Genomic DNA, 20,213 nt, shown 5'->3' with positions numbered 1-20,213 from the left:
CGGCTCTGTGTCACACTTGGTCTATGTGAAACCTTTGTGTAGCATAAACTAAGTTATAGTTAGCAATGGGGGCCGACAATGTTAGGCCCCTGTTTTTTACCTTATTTCGAATCAAACGAGGAAGACAGAATGGCAACTGTAACTGCTGCTCTAGTTAAAGAACTTCGCGAGCGTACTGGCGCTGGCATGATGGAATGTAAGAAAGCGCTTGTAGAAGCAAACGCTGACATCGAACTAGCAATTGAAAACATGCGTAAATCTGGCGCAGCGAAAGCAGCTAAGAAAGCTGGTAACGTTGCAGCTGAAGGCGCAATCATCATCAAAGAAGAAAACGGCGTTGCTGTTCTTCTTGAAGTTAACTGCCAAACTGACTTCGTTGCTAAAGACGGTAACTTCACTGCATTCGCAGAAGAAGTTGCAGCTGCAGCTCTAGCTTCAAAAGCTTCTGTTGAAGAACTACAAGCACAATTCGAAGACGCACGTGTAGCTCTAGTAGCTAAAATCGGTGAAAACATCACTATCCGTCGCGTAGAATACGTTCAAGGCACTGCAATCGCTTCTTACCGTCACGGTGAGAAAATCGGTGTTGTTGTTGCTGGTGAAGGCGACGCAGAAACTCTTAAGCACGTTGCAATGCACGTTGCTGCTTCTAAGCCTGAGTTCGTTAACCCAGAAGACGTACCAGCTGACGTAGTAGAAAAAGAGAAAGCTGTTCAAGTTGAAATCGCAATGAACGAAGGCAAGCCTGCTGAAATCGCTGAGAAGATGGTTGTTGGCCGCATGAAGAAATTCACTGGCGAGATCTCTCTAACAGGTCAAGCTTTCATCATGGAGCCTAAGAAAACTGTAGGCGAAATGCTGAAAGAAAAAGGCGCTTCAGTTTCTACGTTCGTTCGCCTAGAAGTAGGTGAAGGTATCGAGAAGAAAGAAGAAATGAGCTTCGCTGAAGAAGTTGCAGCAGCTCAAAAAGGTTAATCCTTAGAGACTGTATAAAGATTAGACCGTAGCCAAGGCTGCGGTCTTTTTATGAGCAGTGAACGATTAGCCGTGATGAATAGCCATAACTGAAGTTGTGTCTATTCATGACTGTTAATCAACAACTCTCTTTGGAAGGTAAACTCCATGACTACGAACCCTAAACCAGCGTATCAACGTATTCTATTAAAACTGAGTGGTGAAGCTCTTCAAGGTGAAGACGGTTTTGGTATTGATCCTGCGGTCCTTGATCGTATGGCACAAGAAGTTAAAGAACTGGTTGAACTGGGTGTTCAGGTTGGTGTAGTTATCGGTGGCGGTAACTTGTTCCGTGGTGCAGGCCTAGCTGAAGCTGGTATGAACCGCGTAGTTGGTGACCACATGGGTATGCTTGCTACAGTAATGAATGGCCTAGCGATGCGTGATGCTCTTCACCGTGCATACGTAAATGCGCGCGTTATGTCTGCAATCCCTCTAAAAGGCGTATGTGACGACTATAATTGGGCTGATGCGATCCGTGAGCTTCGCCAAGGCCGAGTTGTCATCTTCTCTGCTGGTACTGGTAACCCGTTCTTTACAACGGATTCTGCTGCTTGTTTACGTGGTATCGAAATTGAAGCGGATGTTGTACTAAAAGCGACGAAAGTTGATGGTGTATTTACTGCTGACCCTGTAGCAAACCCAGACGCAGAGCTGTATGATAAGCTATCTTATGCAGAAGTTCTGGATAAAGAGCTGAAAGTTATGGACTTGGCGGCGTTTACGCTAGCTCGTGACCACAAAATGCCAATCCGCGTATTTAATATGAACAAGCCAGGCGCACTACGTCGCGTGGTAATGGGCGAAGCAGAAGGCACGCTCATCAACGAATAAGCTTGGCTTAAGGTGCCACTCCAAAGCGTTAGGGTGGTGCTTGCTTTGCTCAACCGTTTTAGGCTTTCTTCAGGAAAGATGACATTTTTAAGGTGAAACTGTGATTAACGAAATCAAAAAAGACGCGCAAGAGCGCATGGATAAAAGCGTTGAAGCGCTTAAGAACAACCTTTCTAAAATTCGTACAGGTCGTGCACACCCAAGCCTACTATCTGGTATTTCTGTAGAATACTACGGTGCAGCAACACCTCTAAACCAAGTAGCAAACGTTATTGCTGAAGATGCACGTACACTTGCAATCACGGTTTTTGATAAAGAGCTGACGCCGAAAGTAGAAAAAGCGATCATGACGTCTGACCTTGGTCTAAACCCTATGTCAGCTGGCACTATCATCCGCGTTCCACTTCCACCGCTAACGGAAGAACGTCGTAAAGACCTAGTTAAGATCGTCCGTGGTGAAGCTGAAGGTGGTCGTGTTGCTGTTCGTAACATCCGTCGTGACGCAAACAACGATCTTAAAGCGCTTCTAAAAGATAAAGAAATCTCTGAAGATGAAGATCGTAAAGCACAAGACGAAATTCAAAAGCTAACTGACGTTGCAGTTAAGAAGATCGATGAAGTTCTTGCTGCAAAAGAAAAAGAGTTGATGGAAGTTTAATACTCCCACACACATCACTGTTGGAAAACGCTGTGCTCACAGCTCAGCGTTTTTTTATGTTAGTCTATCCAACTGATGGAACTCAATTAACTCCCTATGCAAAATTCTCAAGCCTTCTCTGATTCCCTTCCTAAGCATATTGCCATCATTATGGACGGTAATGGCCGTTGGGCTAAGTCCAAAGGAAAACCTCGCGTATTTGGTCATAAAAAAGGCGTTAGTGCCGTTCGTAAGACCGTGGCTGCTGCTTCAAAACTAGGCATTAGAGCCATGACGCTGTTTGCTTTTAGTAGTGAAAACTGGCGTCGTCCGGAGGAAGAAGTGGGTCTTTTGATGGAACTGTTTATCACGGTCCTGTCTAGTGAAGTAAAAAAACTACACAAAAATAACTTACGGTTGCGCGTGATCGGTGATACCAGTCGATTTAGTGAGCGTCTACAAAAGAAAATTGTAGAAGCAGAAAACCTAACGGCAGATAACACGGGTATGGTGATCAACATTGCAGCCAACTATGGCGGTAAATGGGACATCACAGAAGCTGCTAAAACGTTAGCGCTAAAAGCACGTAACGGTGAAATTCGTGTAGAGGATATCAATGAGCAGCTAATCACTGAGCATTTGACCATGGCAGACCTACCGGAAGTGGATCTTTTAATTCGCACCAGTGGAGAGTGCCGCATCAGCAACTTTATGTTGTGGCAAATGGCTTATGCAGAAATGTACTTTACACCAGAGTACTGGCCAGAATTCGATGAAGACAGTTTGGTAGAAGCTGTGACTTGGTTTATCAACCGAGAACGTCGTTTTGGCTGTACAGGTGAACAAATAAAGGCATTGATGGCAGCTCAATAAGGACTAGTTAGTTTGAAACAGAGAATAATAACAGCACTAATTTTAGCTCCCCTGGTTATTTTAGGCATTTTTAAATTACCGCTAATGGGCTTTATTGCCGCTTTAACTGCAATAACGCTATTAGGTTTTTGGGAGTGGACTCAGTTTACAGGAAGCAACTCTCGCATTGCTGCCCTTGTGCCGGCAATCATTATTACCGGACTTAGTTTTCTATACATCTCGCCTGATGCATATAGCCTCAATCACTTAACGACACCTCATTATGTCGTCTTGGGTATTGGTTTTGTTTGGTGGATTATTGCTAGCTTAATGGCGATTACTTACCCCAAAACGACGAAATCTTGGCAAAGTAATTTTGTTTTACGTCATGTATTTGGTTTTCTGACATTAATCCCATTCCTTTGGAGTGTGATTATTCTCAGAGCGTATGACATCACTGTAGATCCATACCACGGCGCAAAGCTTGTGTTGTACGTTTGTTTCTTGGTATGGGCTGCAGATAGCGGCGCCTACTTTGCAGGCAAAAGCTTAGGCAAACGTAAGATGGCTCCTCATGTAAGCCCCAATAAAACTATTGAAGGGCTAATTGGTGGCATTATCACGGCATTAATCGTAGCGTGGGCATTTGCTGATTGGTTCGACATCCAGTTCACTAGCCCTGTCCATATGGTGCTGATTACGCTGGTTACTGTCGTTATTTCAGTGCTTGGTGATCTGGTTGAAAGTATGTTCAAACGTGTCTCAGGCATTAAAGACAGCAGTAACATTATCCCAGGGCACGGTGGTGTGCTAGATCGTATCGACAGCCTAACCGCAGCATTCCCAGTTTTTGCTCTTCTTTACTACGTATTCTAATTTATCAGGAGCGGCGTCGTCGCTCCTGAGCTTTCTAACGGTCTTACAACATGCAAAAGTTAACGATTCTTGGTGCTACTGGATCAATTGGTGCAAGCACGCTTAAAGTGGTCGAACAAAACCCAGATCTGTTTTCTGTCGTTGCCTTAGCGGCAAGCACTAACGTTGAAAAGATGATCGGTCTATGTCGTCAGTGGCAACCTAAATATTCGGTCATGGCAGATAAAGCTGCGGCGTCTCAACTTCAAGCTGAGCTACACTCGGTTTCGCCAGGTACCGAAGTGCTAGGTGGTACTGATGCGCTATGTCATATAGCTTCGCTGGACGAGGTCGACAGTGTAATGGCTGCTATTGTAGGAGCCGCTGGCTTATTGCCTACCATGGCTGCCGTGAAAGCAGGTAAGCGAGTCTTGTTGGCAAATAAAGAAGCACTTGTAATGTCAGGCCAGCTATTTATTGATGCTGTAGAAGAATTTGGCGCAGAGCTACTTCCCGTCGACAGTGAACACAACGCCATTTTCCAATGTTTACCACAGCAAGTACAAACCAATCTAGGTCGTTGCAATTTACAAGAACATGGCATTTCTCATATTTTGTTGACTGGATCTGGTGGTCCTTTCCGTTACACTGACATCGCAGAACTGGAGCAGGTGACACCCGCTCAGGCGATTGCTCATCCAAACTGGTCGATGGGGCCAAAAATTTCTGTTGACTCTGCCACGATGATGAATAAAGGCCTTGAGTATATCGAAGCTAAGTGGCTATTTAATGCTGCTCGCGAACAACTGAAGGTGGTTATTCACCCTCAATCGGTAATTCATTCTATGGTTCAGTATCGTGATGGTTCGGTCTTGGCACAAATGGGAGAAGCGGATATGGCGACGCCAATTGCGCTCACCATGTCATACCCGTCAAGAGTGGAAGCTGGGGTTAAGCCGCTAGACTTCACGAAAGTTGGTGAGCTGACGTTTTTGCAGCCTGACTTTGCTCGTTACCCATGTTTAAAACTCGCAATTGATGCCTGTTATGAAGGTCAACACGCAACAACAGCATTGAACGCAGCTAATGAAGTCGCTGTTGATGCATTTTTAAATAACAGACTAGGTTTTACCGATATTGCTCGCATCAATGAGTCTGTGTTGAATAAAATCAACGCAAGCTGCAAAGCTGAGAATGCGAATAGCTTGGAAAGCTTGCTCGAGCTAGATAGAATGGCACGAACTATTGCCCTAGAAACCATACGCGAGCGTAGCTGATGACTGGTATATTGTGGAATCTCATTTCTTTTATCGTCGCACTGGGCATTCTTGTTGCCGTGCACGAATTTGGGCATTTTTGGGTTGCTCGCCGTTGCGGCGTTAAAGTTGAAAAGTTTTCAATCGGTTTCGGCAAGTCTATTTGGAGTAAAGTAGGCAAAGACGGAACGGAGTACAGCATCTCAATGATCCCTCTCGGCGGCTATGTGAAAATGGTTGATAGCCGTGTCGATGAGGTGCCAGAACATGAGAAGCACCTAGCGTTTGATAAGAAGCCGTTATGGAAACGAACCTCTATTGTTGCGGCTGGCCCCATCTTTAATTTTCTTTTCGCAATTTTTGCCTATTGGCTGGTATTTCTAATTGGTATCCCAGCAGTTAAGCCTGTAATTGGTGAAGTTACGCCCAATTCGATTGTTGCGGAAGCTGGAATTGAATCTGGAATGGAACTTAAATCGATATCTGGTATCAAAACTCCGGATTGGGAATCAGTAAATATGGGATTGATTTCTCATATTGGCGATGATTTGATGACGGTAACACTAACGTCAGCGAATGAAGTTGGTTCAGAAGTAACGAAAACGCTCGATTTACGTGAGTGGAAGTTCGACCCAGAAACTCAGTCAGCGATGCAGTCGTTAGGTTTTGCTCCGTATACACCGGAGGTGTATCGAGTTATCGAGCAGGTCTCGCAAGGTGGAGCGGCGGAAAAAGCCGGTGTGCTTCCAGGTGATGAGGTTGTCGCAATTGGTCAACAACGCGTGACCGAATGGAAGCAAGTGGTTGAAGCGATTCGTTCTAATCCTGATACACCGCTTGAATTGACGGTGTTACGTCAGGGTTATGAGCAAACATTGACGCTGACGCCCGGTAGCCGTGAGCTAGCTAACAAAGAAGTCGTTGGTTTTGCAGGTATTGCACCTAAAGTCGCAGAATGGCCAGAAAGTTATCGCTTCGATCTTCAGTTTGGTGTATTCGAGTCAATAGGTAAAGCAGTAGACAAAACTGGCCAAGTCATTGGTTTGACAATCAGCATGCTTAAGAAGCTGATTGTTGGAGACGTTGGTCTGAATAATCTGAGTGGACCAATATCAATAGCCAAAGGCGCAGGCGCGACAGCAGATTATGGTTTGGTCTACTTTTTAGGTTTTCTCGCTCTAATTAGTGTTAACCTAGGTATTATTAATCTCGTTCCTTTACCAATGTTGGATGGCGGTCATTTGTTGTTTTTTGCAATTGAAGCAGTCATTCGACGTCCTGTTCCTGAGAAAGTGCAGGAAATGGGCTTTAGAATTGGTGGTGCGATCATCTTCTCGCTCATGGCGTTAGCGCTATTTAATGATTTTACTCGTCTGTGATAGTTCAGAGACAAAAGCAGTAGCAAGGAATAATTAGAACAAGTATGGCGATTAAGCGAATTCTATTTGCAAGTTTACTGGCGACCAGTGTATCTGCAAATGGAGCAGAGAACTTCGTAGTTCAAGATATTGAAATCGATGGATTGCAGCGTGTAGCACTGGGTGCTGCATTGTTGAAAATGCCTGTACGTGTCGGTGATACCATTGGCCAAGGCGATGTTGCAGAAATTATCCGCGCCCTGTATGCATCTGGTAACTTTGAAGATGTGAAAGTGTTGCGTGACGGTGGTGTTCTGATGGTTCAAGTCAAAGAACGTCCTACCATTGCAAGCATCTCTTTTTCAGGTAACAAAGCAATCAAGGACGAGCAGCTACAAGAAAACCTGAACGCGTCTGGCGTTCGTGAAGGTGAAGCGCTTGACCGCACCACGCTAAGCAACATTGAAAAAGGCTTAGAAGACTTTTACTACAGCGTAGGTAAATACAACGCAACAGTAAAAGCGGTGGTGACTCCACTACCACGTAATCGTTCTGATCTTAAGTTTGTCTTTACTGAAGGTGTGTCGGCAAAAATTCAGCAAATCAACTTTATCGGTAATGAAGTGTTCAGTGATGAAGAACTGCTTTCGCGCTTTAACTTAAATGTTGATGTGCCGTGGTGGAATTTCCTTTCTGATGAAAAGTATCAAAAGCAAGTCCTTGCAGGTGATATTGAGGCACTCAAATCATTCTACCTGGATCGTGGTTACTTAAAATTTAACGTTGATTCGACACAAGTTGCAATCTCTCCTGACAAGAAAGGGGTATACATTACTCTTGGTCTAGAAGAGGGCGAGGTTTACACCGTTAAGAACGTGAAGTTCCGTGGTGATTTGATTGGCGAGGAAGCGACGTTCGAAAGACTTGTGCCATTTGAAGACAATGAGACATACAACGGCTCGTTGGTTACTTCAATGGAAGAAGGGATTAAGCGTGTGCTTGGTGAGTCTGGTTATGCTTATCCTCAAGTGAATACCATTCCAGAGTTTGACGACGAGAATCAAGAAGTTTCTTTGGTCGTTAACGTAGACCCGGGTAACCGAATTTATGTTCGTGACATTCGCTTCACGGGTAATAACTCAACCAAAGATGAAGTCCTTCGTCGTGAAATGCGTCAGATGGAAGGCAGTTGGTTGAACTCGAAATCGATTGAAACGGGTAAAACTCGTCTAAATCGTTTGGGCTACTTTGAAAATGTTGAAGTACAGACGGTTCGAGTTCCTGGTAGTGATGATCAAGTTGACCTAGTTTACTCTGTCAAAGAAGCGAACTCTGGTAGCGTTAACTTCGGTGTTGGCTACGGCACAGAATCGGGTGTGAGCTTCCAGGTTGGCCTGCAACAAGATAACTTCATTGGTAGTGGTAACCGTGTTGGTATCAACGCGATGATGAATGACTACCAGAAAAACATCAGTCTAGATTACCGTGATCCGTACTGGAACTTAGACGGTGTAAGCTTAGGTGGTAAGGTTTTCTATAACGAATTTGAAGCGAAAGAAGCCAATATCGTTGACTATACCAACGAAAGCTATGGCGCGAGCTTAACGTGGGGTTTCCCATTCGATGAGTTGAACCGTTTTGAATTCGGTGTCGGTTATACGCACAACAAGATCGGTAACTTATCGCCTTACTTACAGGTAGAGCAGTTCTTACGAGCACAAGCAGACAACATTGATTCTAGTGGAGCGTTGAACACAAACGATTTCGACTTCAATATCTCTTGGACACGTAATAACTTAAACCGTGGCTACTTCCCTACGGCAGGTAACCATCAGCGTGCATTCTATAAAATGACCGTACCTGGCTCTGACGTTCAATACTTCAAAATGCAGTACGATGTTCGTCAGTATGTGCCATTGACTAAAAAGCACGAGTTTACCCTCTTGTTCCGTGGCCGCTTAGGTTACGGTAATGGTTACGGTCAAACGGATGGCAACGATAACTTGTTCCCATTCTACGAAAACTACTACGCAGGTGGCTTTACATCGCTTCGTGGCTTTGGCTCAAACTCTGTTGGTCCTAAAGCGGTTTACCGTGATACATCTGGTTCAAACAATGGCGCAGATACAGCAACAGATGACTCTGTTGGTGGTAACGCCGTAGCGCTAGCAAGTGTTGAGTTGATTGTCCCAACACCATTTGCATCAGAAGAAGTACAAAACCAAATTCGTACCAGTATCTTCTTTGATATGGCAAGTGTTTGGGATACGGAGTTTGACTACCGCGATTCAGGTGCGGAATATGGTGACCGTTACTACTACGATTACTCAGATCCAACCAACTACCGCTCTTCTTACGGTGCGGCGTTGCAGTGGATGTCTCCAATGGGGCCACTAGTATTCTCACTAGCGAAACCAATTAAGAAATTTGATGGCGATGATGAAGAGTTCTTCACATTCACTATCGGTAGAACTTTCTAAAGAGGAAAATATTTTGAATAAAATGATCAAAGCGGCTGGGATTGGCCTTCTTGTACTGAGCTCTTCAATGTTTGCAAATGCGGCAGAAGCTGCACAAAAAATTGCTTATGTAAATACAGCTCAAGTTTTCCAAGCTCTTCCTCAACGTGAAGTTGTACTACAAAAAATGCAGAAAGACTTCAAAAGCAAAGCTGATGAACTGAAGTCAATCCAAGCACAAGCTAAAACAAAGATTGAGAAGCTACAACGTGACGGCGAGCTTTTGGGTCAAGACGAAGTTGAAAAGCTACGTATCGATATCGCGAAGCTAGACAGCGAGTACAAAGTGAAAGCACAAGCACTTGAAAAAGCAAGTGCGCGTCGTGAAGCTGAAGAAAAAGCGAAGCTTTTCAAAACGATTCAAGATGCAGTTAAGAAAGTCGCAGACAAAAATGGTTACGATCTTGTGATTGATATCTCTGCTTTGCAGTACGGCAAGCCAGAATACAATATCTCTGAAGACGTAATTAAAGCTCTAAAATAAGAAGTTATGAAGACATTAACATTAGCCGAATTGGCGACAATTACCGGGGGTGAACTGTTTGGTGACGAGTCTCTCGTTGTAAGCCGTGTTGCCCCAATGGATAAAGCACAAGAAGGTGATGTAACCTTCTTGTCTAACCCAAAATACGCAAAACACCTTTCTGAGTGCCAAGCTACCGTTGTTATGGTAAAGGCTGAGCATAAAGATCAATGCGTTGGAAATGCGTTAGTGGTTTCAGACCCTTATGTCGCATTTGCTCGTGTGGTTCAAGCGATGGATACCACACCAAAGCCGGCAAACGATATTGCACCAAGTGCTGTGATTGCCGCTGACGTTAAGATGGGTGAGAACGTTACAATCGGCGCTAACGCTGTGATTGAAACGGGCGTAGAACTCGGCGATAACGTAAGCGTTGGAGCTGGTTGTTTTATCGGTAAGAACGCCAAGCTAGGGAATAACACCAAGCTTTGGGCTAATGTCACTATCTATCATGAAGTGTCATTGGGTGATGACTGTCTCGTTCAATCGGGTACCGTCATTGGCTCTGATGGCTTCGGTTATGCGAATGACAAAGGCGAGTGGATCAAAATTCCTCAGCTTGGTTCAGTGCGTATCGGTAACCGCGTTGAGATTGGTGCTTGTACTACGATTGACCGCGGTGCACTCGAAGATACTATCATTGAAGACAATGTCATTCTGGATAACCAACTTCAAATCGCGCACAACGTGCAGATCGGATATGGTACCGTGATGCCTGGTGGTACTATTGTCGCGGGCAGTACAAAAATTGGTAAGTACTGCCAGATTGGCGGCGCGTCTGTTCTGAATGGCCATATCACTATCGCAGATGGTGTGGCTATTACAGGTATGGGCATGGTAATGCGCAGTATCGAAGAAAAAGGCCTTTACTCATCAGGTATCCCACTACAAACGAACAGAGAGTGGCGTAAGACCGCGACTCGAGTTCACCGTATTGATGAGATGAATAAGCGCCTAAAAGCGGTTGAAAAACAGCTGGAACAGAAAGAAGAAATTTAGAACAAGTTATCTTTCGCTCTGTATTTAACACGAAGGCTAACAAGCTCTAGTTCCATATTCTGTAAGAAGACTCGCGAAATGCGGGTCTTTTTCTTCTATAATGACGCGCTCTAAGTAGATTTAACTCCAAGATGGTGCGTATTTTGCTAGTATATTGCAAAGCGATTCGGCTTTACGACCTGTTGCCACGTTTGCCATCTTGGCGGCAAAAAATTGATATAGGAAGACGACTTTGACTACTGAAAAGAAAACGATGAACATCTCTGAAATTCAAGAGCTACTACCTCATCGCTACCCATTCTTATTGATCGACCGAGTGATAGACTTCCAAGAAGAGAAGTACCTTCACGCGATTAAAAACGTGTCGGTTAACGAACCTCAGTTCACAGGTCACTTTCCTCAACTACCAGTATTCCCAGGTGTTTTGATTTTAGAAGCAATGGCTCAGGCAACAGGCTTACTTGCATTTAAATCATTTGGTGCACCAACAGAAAATGAACTGTACTACTTTGCAAGCGTAGACGGCGCGAAATTCCGTAAACCAGTGGTTCCGGGCGACCAATTGGTTATTGAGGTAGAATTTCTGAAAGAACGTCGCGGCATTGCTGCATTTAGCGGTGTAGCAAAAGTTGACGGTGAAGTGGTATGTTCTGCAGAACTGAAGTGTGCTCGTCGAGAGTTTTAATATGATTCATGAAACCGCTAAAATCCACCCGGCAGCGGTGGTAGAAGAGGGCGCCAAAATTGGTGCTAACGTAACAGTAGGTCCTTTTACGTACATCACCTCTACGGTTGAAATTGGTGAAGGCACAGAAGTGATGTCTCACGTTGTGATCAAAGGTCACACAACTATTGGCAAAGATAACCGTATTTTCCCACATGCTGTCATTGGTGAAGAAAACCAAGACAAAAAATACGGTGGTGAAGACACAACTGTGGTTATCGGTGACCGTAACGTCATTCGTGAAGCGGTCCAAGTTCACCGCGGCACAGTGCAAGACAAAGCAACCACGATCATTGGTGATGACAACTTATTGTGTGTGAATGCACACGTTGCGCATGATGTTGTTATTGGTAACCACACTCATATCGGTAATAACTCGATTCTTGGTGGTCACGTTACTGTTGATGACTATGCCGGTGTGATGGCACTGTCTGCGATTCATCCGTTTTGTACAGTGGGCGCTTACGCATACATTGGCGGCTGTTCAGCTGTGGTGCAAGATGTCCCAGCTTATGTACTCGCGCAAGGTAACCACGCTACTCCATTCGGCTTGAACCTTGTTGGCTTGAAGCGTAATGGCTTTGAGAAACCAGAGATTCGTGCGCTACAAAAAGCGTATAAAGAAATCTACCGTTCAGGTAAGACGCTAGAAGAAGTGAAGCCTATTCTGGCTGAAATGGCTCAAGAGTGGCCGGCTGTGAAGCGTTTCTCAGATATTCTGGAAACGACGGAACGTGGCATTATTCGTTAATTGGCGAATGAACCAATAAATAAAAAGATCGTGACCAAATTTGAGGTTACGATCTTTTTGTGTTTTATGGATAAGGCAAACCGTTATCCATAGCGCACAGGAAAAATAGCGAAGTAGATATGGAAAGACCATTACGTATTGGCATCATTGCCGGAGAATTGTCTGGCGATACGCTAGGTGAAGGCTTTATCAAAGCAGTAAAGCAACAATATCCAGACGCAGAGTTCGTAGGCATTGGTGGTCCGAAAATGATAGCCCAAGGTTGCGAGTCTCTGTTTGATATGGAAGAGCTTGCGGTGATGGGATTAGTCGAGGTTTTAGGCCGCTTACCGAGACTTCTTAAAGTGAAAGCTGAGCTCGTTCAGTATTTTACTCAGAATCCGCCTGATGTTTTCATCGGGATCGATGCTCCTGACTTCAACTTACGCCTGGAGCTTGACCTCAAGCAAGCGGGCATTAAAACCGTTCATTACGTGAGTCCGTCTGTTTGGGCTTGGCGTCAGAAGCGCATCTTTAAAATAGAAGCGGCAACGAACTTGGTGCTAGCATTTCTTCCGTTTGAGAAAGCGTTCTACGACAAATTTAATGTACCTTGCGAGTTCATTGGTCATACCTTGGCTGATGCCATCCCACTAGAATCAGAACAAGCGCCTGCACGTGAGTTGCTTGGTTTAGAACAAGATAAAAAGTGGCTTGCTGTCCTGCCAGGCAGTCGTGGTAGCGAGTTAAAAATGCTCTCAGAGCCATTTATTGAAACCTGCAAGTTACTCCATAAAAAATTTCCAGAACTGGGGTTTGTTGTCGCGCTTGTTAATCAAAAACGCCGTGAGCAGTTTGAACAAGCATGGAAAGAGCTAGCGCCAGAGTTGGACTTCAAGTTAGTTGATGACACCGCACGCAACGTCATCACCGCATCCGATGCCGTGATGTTGGCCTCCGGTACCGTAGCGTTGGAGTGTATGCTTCTCAAGCGTCCAATGGTGGTGGGTTATCGTGTGAATGCATTTACTGCTTTCTTAGCTAAACGTCTATTGAAAACGAAGTATGTGTCATTGCCGAATATCTTGGCGGATGATGAGCTCGTCAAAGAATATCTACAAGATGAGTGCACACCAGACAATTTGTTTACTGAGGTTTCTCGCTTATTGGAAAGCGACAATAAACCGATGTTAGATAAATTTACGGAAATGCATCATTGGATTCGTAAAGATGCGGACCAACAAGCCGCAAACGCAGTTCTAAAACTGATTGAGAAATAGATATTTATCATGGCTGTTAAACCAAAAGCGACCAAAACCAAAGTTGAACTCCCTCCGTTTGAATATCCGCAAGGTTATCAGCTTGTGGCCGGAGTCGACGAGGTCGGACGTGGCCCTTTGGTGGGAGACGTCGTCACCGCTGCGGTTATCCTTGATCCTCACAATCCTATTGAAGGGTTGAACGATTCGAAAAAATTGACCGAAAAGAAACGCATGGCGTTGCTTCCTGAAATCAAAGAAAAAGCATTGGCGTGGGCGGTCGGGCGTTGTTCTCCTGAAGAAATTGATCAACTGAATATTTTACAGGCGACTATGGTTGCGATGCAGCGTGCAGTGGCGGGGTTACAGGTTCAACCTGATTTGGTGTTGATTGATGGTAACCGTTGTCCGGAGCTGCCAATGGATGCTCAAGCTGTAGTAAAAGGCGATCTACGTGTTGCCGAAATCAGTGCGGCTTCCATTATTGCCAAAGTCGTGCGTGACCAAGAGATGGAAGAGTTGGATAAACTTCATCCACAATTTGGCTTCGCGAAGCACAAAGGTTACCCAACTAAAGCGCACTTTGAAGCGATTGAGCAGCACGGAGTGATCAGTGAACACCGCAAGAGTTTCAAGCCAGTAAAAAAAGCGTTAAGCATAGAATAATCAAACGATCTAATTGGTGTTATAAACCCAACCTCTTTAGGTTAGAATCCCCAACAAAATAGAGTTACACGGTACCTGTTAATGTCAGATCCCAAATTCATCCACCTGCGTGTTCATAGTGACTTCTCGATGGTGGATGGCCTCAACAAAGTTCCGCCAATCGTAAAGAAAGTTGCTGAGCTCGGTATGCCCGCAATGGCGTTGACCGACTTTACCAACCTATGTGGTTTGGTGAAGTTTTACGGTACGGCGCATGGCAGTGGTGTTAAACCGATCATTGGTGCTGACTTTAAAATGCAGTCGGACGAGTTTGGTGAAGAGCTGACACAAGTGACTTTGCTTGCGGCGGATAATGTAGGTTATAAGAACCTGACGTTATTGATATCAAAAGCGTACTTACGTGGACATGTTCAACACCACCCAGTGATTGACAAAGCCTGGTTGGCTGAAATGTCTGAAGGCCTGATTGTATTATCCGGCGGTAAAAGCGGAGAAATTGGTCGCGGCCTTTTGAAAGGCAACCGTCAAATAGTGCAAGGGTGTGTTGATTTCTATAAACAGCATTTTCCAGATCGCTTTTATCTTGAGCTACTTCGTACCGGTCGTCCAGATGAAGAAACTTATCTTCACTTTGCGGTTGAATTGGCAGAGCAGCAAGACTTGCCAGTAGTGGCGACCAATGAAGTTGTATTCCTGAGTCCAGACCTATTTGATGCTCATGAAATACGCGTAGCGATTCACGATGGTTACACATTAGAAGATCCGCGTAGGCCAAAAAACTACAGTCCGCAGCAATATCTTCGTACAGAAGAAGAAATGTGCGAGCTGTTTGCTGATATTCCTGAAGCGTTAGAAAACAGTGTCGAGATAGCGAAGCGTTGTAACGTGACTGTGCGCTTAGGGGAGTACTTCCTACCAGCTTTCCCAACCGAAGGGATGAAAGAGACTGAGTTCCTAGTCATGAAATCCCGAGAGGGGTTGGAAGAGCGTTTAGAGTTCCTATTTCCAGATGAGGAAGAGAGAAAACGTCGCCGCCCTGAATATGATGAACGTCTTCAGATAGAGCTAGATGTTATCAACCAAATGGGATTTCCTGGTTACTTCTTGATCGTAATGGAGTTCATCCAGTGGTCAAAAGATAATGGAATTCCTGTCGGTCCTGGACGTGGTTCCGGTGCTGGTTCTTTGGTGGCTTACGCACTAAAAATCACCGATCTGGATCCACTAGAATACGACTTGCTGTTCGAACGTTTCTTGAACCCAGAACGTGTTTCGATGCCCGATTTCGACGTCGATTTCTGTATGGATAAACGTGACCAGGTTATTGACCACGTTGCGGAAATGTACGGTCGTGACGCGGTGTCTCAGATCATCACGTTTGGTACCATGGCGGCAAAAGCGGTAATCCGTGACGTTGGCCGCGTATTGGGCCACCCATTTGGTTTTGTTGATCGTATTTCAAAGCTGATCCCGCCCGATCCAGGTATGACGCTAGATAAAGCGTTTAAAGCTGAACCTGCACTACCTGAATTGTATGAGGCCGATGAAGAAGTCAAAGAACTCATCGACATGTGTCATATTTTGGAAGGCTGTACGCGAAACGCCGGTAAACACGCTGGTGGTGTTGTAATTTCACCTACAACAATTACCGATTTTGCGCCAATTTATGCAGACGCTGAAGGTCACTTTCCGGTTACTCAATTTGATAAAAACGATGTTGAGACCGCTGGCCTAGTTAAGTTTGACTTCTTGGGTCTACGTACCTTAACCATTATTGACTGGGCGTTAGGGCTGATTAACCCACGTCTAGAGCGAGAAGGTAAGGAGCCGGTTCAAATTGAATCGATACCGTTAGAAGACCCTGCCTCTTTCCGTTTGTTGCAAAACTCTGAAACGACAGCAGTATTCCAGCTTGAATCTCGAGGCATGAAAGAGCTGATCAAACGACTTCAGCCAGACTGTTTCGAAGACATCATCGCATTGGTAGCACTCTTCCGTCCGGGTCCTTTGCAATCGGGCATGGTAGATAACTTTATCGACCGTAAACATGGTCGAGAAGCGATCTCTTATCCAGATGAAAAGTGGCAACACGAGTCGCTAAAAGAGACGCTTGATCCAACCTACGGCATCATCCTGTATCAAGAGCAGGTAATGCAGATTGCGCAGATCTTAGCAGGTTACACGCTAGGTGGTGCGGACATGCTTCGTCGTGCAATGGGTAAGAAAAAGCCAGAAGAGATGGCAAAACAACGTGCTATCTTTGAAGAAGGTGCGATAAAGAACGGTATCGATGGCGAGTTGGCGATGAAAATCTTCGACTTGGTAGAGAAGTTCGCCGGTTATGGTTTTAACAAATCGCACTCTGCTGCTTATGCATTGGTTTCTTATCAAACTCTTTGGCTGAAAACACATTATCCTGCCGAATTTATGGCTGCGGTAATGACAGCCGATATGGATAACACGGAAAAAGTCGTTGGCTTGGTCGATGAGTGTTTCCGTATGAAGCTTACCGTGCTGCCACCAGACATCAACTCTGGCCTATATCGCTTTAATGTTGATGAAAATGGCGCAATTGTTTACGGTATTGGTGCGATAAAAGGGGTTGGTGAGGGCCCTATCGATGCGATTCTTGAGGCGAGAAATAAAGGTGGTCACTTTAAAGACCTATTTGATTTCTGTGCTCGAGTTGATCTAAAACGTGTCAATAAACGAGTGATAGAGAAGCTGATTTACGCGGGCGCGTTGGATCGACTAGGCCCACACCGCGCGGCGATGATGGCGTCACTCAATGATGCGGTAAAAGCAGCAAGTCAACATCACCAAGCTGAGGCGTTTGGTCAAACGGATATGTTTGGTGTGCTAACGGATGCACCTGAAGAAGTAGAGCATAAGTATACGCAGGTTCCGCCTTGGCCAGAAAAAGTGTGGTTAGAGGGCGAGCGTGATACCCTAGGTCTATATTTGACAGGGCACCCAATTAACGCCTACGTAAAGGAACTAAACAAATACACCAGTTGTCGACTAAAAGACGCAACGCCCACTCGCCGCGATCAATCTGTCACGGTAGCCGGCCTGGTTATTGCCGCTCGTGTAATGACGACCAAGCGTGGTACACGAATTGGTATTATGACACTGGATGACCGAAGTGGCCGCATGGAAGTGATGTTGTTCTCTGATGCGCTGGATCGATACGCTGAACTTCTCGAAAAAGACAGAATTTTGGTCGTTTCTGGACAGGTCAGCTTTGATGACTTCAACGGTGGCCTTAAAATGTCGGCGCGTGAAGTTATGGATCTCGGCAGTGCGCGCGAGAAATACGCTCGTGGTTTGTCGGTATCGATAGATGCAAATCAGATCAACGATCAGTTTTTTGAGCAGTTCAGCCGTATTTTAGAACCGCACAAAGCCGGAACCGTACCCGTCAATGTATACTACCAGCGTGCCGACGCCAGAGCGCGGTTAACATTGGGCACCGAGTGGCGAGTTACGCCAAGTGATACATTACTCGACGATTTAAAACAGTTGCTTGGCAAAAGCCAGGTAGAACTCGAATTTAACTAAAAATTCAGCGCAATATGTTAGACGCTGAGTAAACAAGGATTCATAGATGAGCCTAAACTTTCTTGAATTTGAAAAGCCAATTGCAGAACTAGAAGCGAAAATTGAAGCATTACGTGATGTCTCTCGTCACGGTGGTGATTCTGCGATTGACCTGGATAAAGAAATCGAACAGCTTGAGAAGAAAAGCTTAGAGCTGAAGAAAAAAACCTTCAGCGACCTAGGCGCATGGGAAACAGCTCAACTGGCTCGTCACCCACTACGTCCTTACACGCTAGATTACATCCAACACGCTTTTGAGGAGTTTGATGAATTAGCGGGTGACCGCGCGTTTGCAGACGACAAAGCGATTGTGGGTGGCATGGCTCGCCTTGAAGGCCGCCCTGTGATGATCATTGGTCACCAAAAAGGTCGTGAAACCAAAGAGAAAGTGAAACGTAACTTTGGTATGCCAAAACCAGAAGGTTACCGTAAAGCGCTACGTTTGATGGAAATGGCAGAGCGTTTCAACATGCCGATCATCACATTTATCGACACGGCTGGCGCGTATCCAGGTGTGGGCGCAGAAGAGCGTGGTCAATCTGAAGCTATCGCGAAAAACCTAAAAGTGATGTCTGGTCTTAAAGTGCCAGTAATCTGTAACGTTGTTGGTGAAGGCGGTTCAGGCGGCGCACTAGCAATTGGTGTAGGCGACTATGTGAACATGCTTCAGTACTCTACGTACTCAGTAATTTCTCCTGAGGGTTGTGCTTCAATCTTATGGCGTGATTCAGACAAAGCGCCACAAGCGGCAGAGGCAATGGGTCTAACTGCTCCGCGTCTTAAAGAGCTTGAACTGATCGACGAAATCATTGAAGAGCCACTAGGCGGCGCTCATCGCGATCATGTTCAAATGGCAGCGAATATGAAAGCGACATTACTTCGTCAGCTAGAAGATCTAGAACAATTGGATGAAGAGGCGCTACGTGAGCGTCGTTACCAGCGTCTAATGAGCTACGGTTACTGTTAATTTCGGTGATTGCTATTAAGCGTTAGCTGATATCTCAAGTGATAACAGTTAAAATAGAAAGGGTTGGATGAGAGTCCAGCCCTTTTTTGTACCTATCGGATCGCTTATGGAATCGCTTTACCCGCATTTTGCTCAAGTTCTCGACCGCTACTATCAATTAGGCACTAAGGTTGTCTTGGCGTTTAGCGGAGGAGTGGATTCACGTCTTTTACTCGAATTACTCAGTCGCTACCAACAAGCGCACTTTGTAGAGTGTCACGCTGTGTATGTGCACCATGGTTTAAGCTCGAATGCCGATAATTGGGCCGATAAATGCTTACTTTGGGCACAACAAGTGGGGATATCGTGCTCGATTGAGCGAGTGAGCTTAGACATCAGCAATGGTGAAAGTATTGAACTTCTTGCTCGTGAAGCTCGCTACCAAGCCTTAACTAAGTACATTCAAGAAGGCGATATACTGTTGACTGGTCAACATGCCGACGATCAAATAGAGACTTTTCTCCTTGCTCTTAAGCGCGGTAGCGGGCCAAAAGGGTTATCTTCGATGGCGGAGAGTATGCCGTTTTCTTGCGGATCTCTAGTTCGACCATTGCTTACTATCAAGCGGAAGACCATCGAAGAAGCCGCTACTAAATTAGGCTTGGAGTGGGTGGAAGACGAAAGCAATCAAGATACCCGTTATGATCGTAACTTTCTTCGTCATTGTGTTATTCCTGAATTGTCTGGTCGCTGGCCGAGTATCCATCAAGCGGTTCAGCGCAGTGCAAGTTTATGTGCTCAACAAGAAGCGCTATTGGATGAACTATTGAGCGCGGTGTTTGAACGCGCTTTACAAACGGATCTTAGTTTGAGTATTGAAGAACTGGCTAAGCACAGTGGATTAGCGCGTGCGCGCTTGATTCGTATGTGGCTGGCTAAGCTTAATACTAGTATGCCGACTCAGGTACAACTCAATCTTATCTGGAATGAAGTGGCATTAGCTCAGCAAGATGCCAACCCCAAACTACAACTTAAACAAGGTGAAGTGCGCCGTTTTCGAAATCGTCTCTATTGGGTAACGGAAACGGCTGATGTCACTAAGTGGCAAAGTACGATTCAAGTTGATGCGACTTTGTCGCTGCCTGAGGGACTCGGGGAGCTGACCTTAACGACGAGTTCTAGTAACGCAACGATTGCGCTACCGAGTCAGCCAGAATTGCTTCGCGTGACCTTCAATCCGGAAGGCTTATCAGCGCATCCAACCACGCGTAATCACAGTCGAAAACTGAAGAAGTTATTCCAAGAATACAATGTGCCAAGCTGGCTGCGTCGTCAAATTCCGATTTTAATGTACCAAGACCGAGTCGTTGCTGTGGCAGATCTGTTCGTTGATCAGGCGTTTAATGGTCAAGATTGTGAACTTATTTGGCGAAGGTAATGA

17 protein-coding genes are annotated in these 20,213 nt (G+C 45.3%); all 17 read left to right on the top strand.

Going from position 1 to position 20,213, the window contains the following annotated elements; all coding sequences use genetic code 11:
- The first annotated feature begins 129 nt into the window (after positions 1-129).
- The 17 genes from tsf to tilS all read left to right on the top strand — a co-directional run bounded on the left by tsf (position 130) and on the right by tilS (position 20,210).
- Positions 130-975 carry a translation elongation factor Ts gene (gene tsf, locus R7Z10_RS13940; protein ID WP_005380328.1) on the top strand — a complete coding sequence of 282 codons (846 nt, stop codon included), beginning with the start codon at positions 130-132 and terminating at the stop codon, positions 973-975.
- 147 nt (positions 976-1,122) lie between these two features.
- Positions 1,123-1,848 (top strand): UMP kinase, encoded by a 726-nt coding sequence (gene pyrH / locus R7Z10_RS13935; RefSeq protein ID WP_005380329.1) that lies wholly within the window; start codon positions 1,123-1,125, stop codon positions 1,846-1,848.
- A 100-nt stretch (positions 1,849-1,948) separates the two neighbouring features.
- A complete protein-coding gene (gene frr / locus R7Z10_RS13930; protein WP_005380330.1) occupies positions 1,949-2,506 on the top strand; it encodes a ribosome recycling factor in 558 nt (185 codons plus the stop codon).
- Positions 2,507-2,602: 96 nt separating this feature from the next.
- Positions 2,603-3,358: an isoprenyl transferase gene (locus R7Z10_RS13925; RefSeq protein ID WP_005380331.1), complete on the top strand. Its 756-nt coding sequence runs from the start codon at positions 2,603-2,605 to the stop codon at positions 3,356-3,358.
- Between the two features lie 12 nt (positions 3,359-3,370).
- The gene (locus R7Z10_RS13920) at positions 3,371-4,213 is read left to right on the top strand and encodes a phosphatidate cytidylyltransferase (protein WP_005385351.1); all 843 of its coding nucleotides are present in this window, start codon (positions 3,371-3,373) and stop codon (positions 4,211-4,213) included.
- A 50-nt stretch (positions 4,214-4,263) separates the two neighbouring features.
- Positions 4,264-5,469, top strand: a complete 1,206-nt coding sequence (gene ispC / locus R7Z10_RS13915) for a 1-deoxy-D-xylulose-5-phosphate reductoisomerase (protein ID WP_213911178.1) — start codon at positions 4,264-4,266, stop codon at positions 5,467-5,469.
- Positions 5,469-6,827 (top strand): sigma E protease regulator RseP, encoded by a 1,359-nt coding sequence (rseP, locus tag R7Z10_RS13910; RefSeq protein WP_203346017.1) that lies wholly within the window; start codon positions 5,469-5,471, stop codon positions 6,825-6,827. Before ispC ends, rseP begins: the two co-directional genes overlap by 1 nt.
- Positions 6,828-6,871: 44 nt before the next feature.
- Positions 6,872-9,286: an outer membrane protein assembly factor BamA gene (gene bamA, locus R7Z10_RS13905; protein ID WP_042521413.1), complete on the top strand. Its 2,415-nt coding sequence runs from the start codon at positions 6,872-6,874 to the stop codon at positions 9,284-9,286.
- 13 nt (positions 9,287-9,299) lie between these two features.
- On the top strand, positions 9,300-9,809 hold the full coding sequence (locus R7Z10_RS13900; RefSeq protein WP_005391804.1) for an OmpH family outer membrane protein: 510 nt from the start codon (positions 9,300-9,302) through the stop codon (positions 9,807-9,809).
- Between the two features lie 6 nt (positions 9,810-9,815).
- A complete protein-coding gene (gene lpxD, locus R7Z10_RS13895; protein WP_042521415.1) occupies positions 9,816-10,847 on the top strand; it encodes a UDP-3-O-(3-hydroxymyristoyl)glucosamine N-acyltransferase in 1,032 nt (343 codons plus the stop codon).
- Between the two features lie 232 nt (positions 10,848-11,079).
- Positions 11,080-11,532 (top strand): 3-hydroxyacyl-ACP dehydratase FabZ, encoded by a 453-nt coding sequence (gene fabZ, locus R7Z10_RS13890; protein WP_005380349.1) that lies wholly within the window; start codon positions 11,080-11,082, stop codon positions 11,530-11,532.
- 1 nt (position 11,533) lies between these two features.
- On the top strand, positions 11,534-12,322 hold the full coding sequence (lpxA, locus tag R7Z10_RS13885; RefSeq protein ID WP_005380357.1) for an acyl-ACP--UDP-N-acetylglucosamine O-acyltransferase: 789 nt from the start codon (positions 11,534-11,536) through the stop codon (positions 12,320-12,322).
- Between the two features lie 119 nt (positions 12,323-12,441).
- Positions 12,442-13,581, top strand: a complete 1,140-nt coding sequence (gene lpxB / locus R7Z10_RS13880) for a lipid-A-disaccharide synthase (RefSeq protein ID WP_017636041.1) — start codon at positions 12,442-12,444, stop codon at positions 13,579-13,581.
- Positions 13,582-13,590: 9 nt separating this feature from the next.
- A complete protein-coding gene (rnhB, locus tag R7Z10_RS13875) occupies positions 13,591-14,226 on the top strand; it encodes a ribonuclease HII (RefSeq protein ID WP_025768249.1) in 636 nt (211 codons plus the stop codon).
- Positions 14,227-14,307: 81 nt separating this feature from the next.
- Entirely contained in the window at positions 14,308-17,787 is a 3,480-nt protein-coding gene (gene dnaE, locus R7Z10_RS13870) for a DNA polymerase III subunit alpha (RefSeq protein WP_005385364.1), read from the top strand.
- Between the two features lie 46 nt (positions 17,788-17,833).
- A complete protein-coding gene (gene accA, locus R7Z10_RS13865) occupies positions 17,834-18,793 on the top strand; it encodes an acetyl-CoA carboxylase carboxyl transferase subunit alpha (protein ID WP_054577592.1) in 960 nt (319 codons plus the stop codon).
- A 106-nt stretch (positions 18,794-18,899) separates the two neighbouring features.
- Entirely contained in the window at positions 18,900-20,210 is a 1,311-nt protein-coding gene (gene tilS, locus R7Z10_RS13860) for a tRNA lysidine(34) synthetase TilS (RefSeq protein ID WP_318105068.1), read from the top strand.
- Positions 20,211-20,213 lie beyond the last annotated feature (3 nt).

This window comes from Vibrio sp. Vb1018, assembly GCF_033338775.1.
Lineage (GTDB): Bacteria > Pseudomonadota > Gammaproteobacteria > Enterobacterales > Vibrionaceae > Vibrio > Vibrio alginolyticus.
This window is presented reverse-complemented; position numbering and strand designations above follow the sequence as displayed.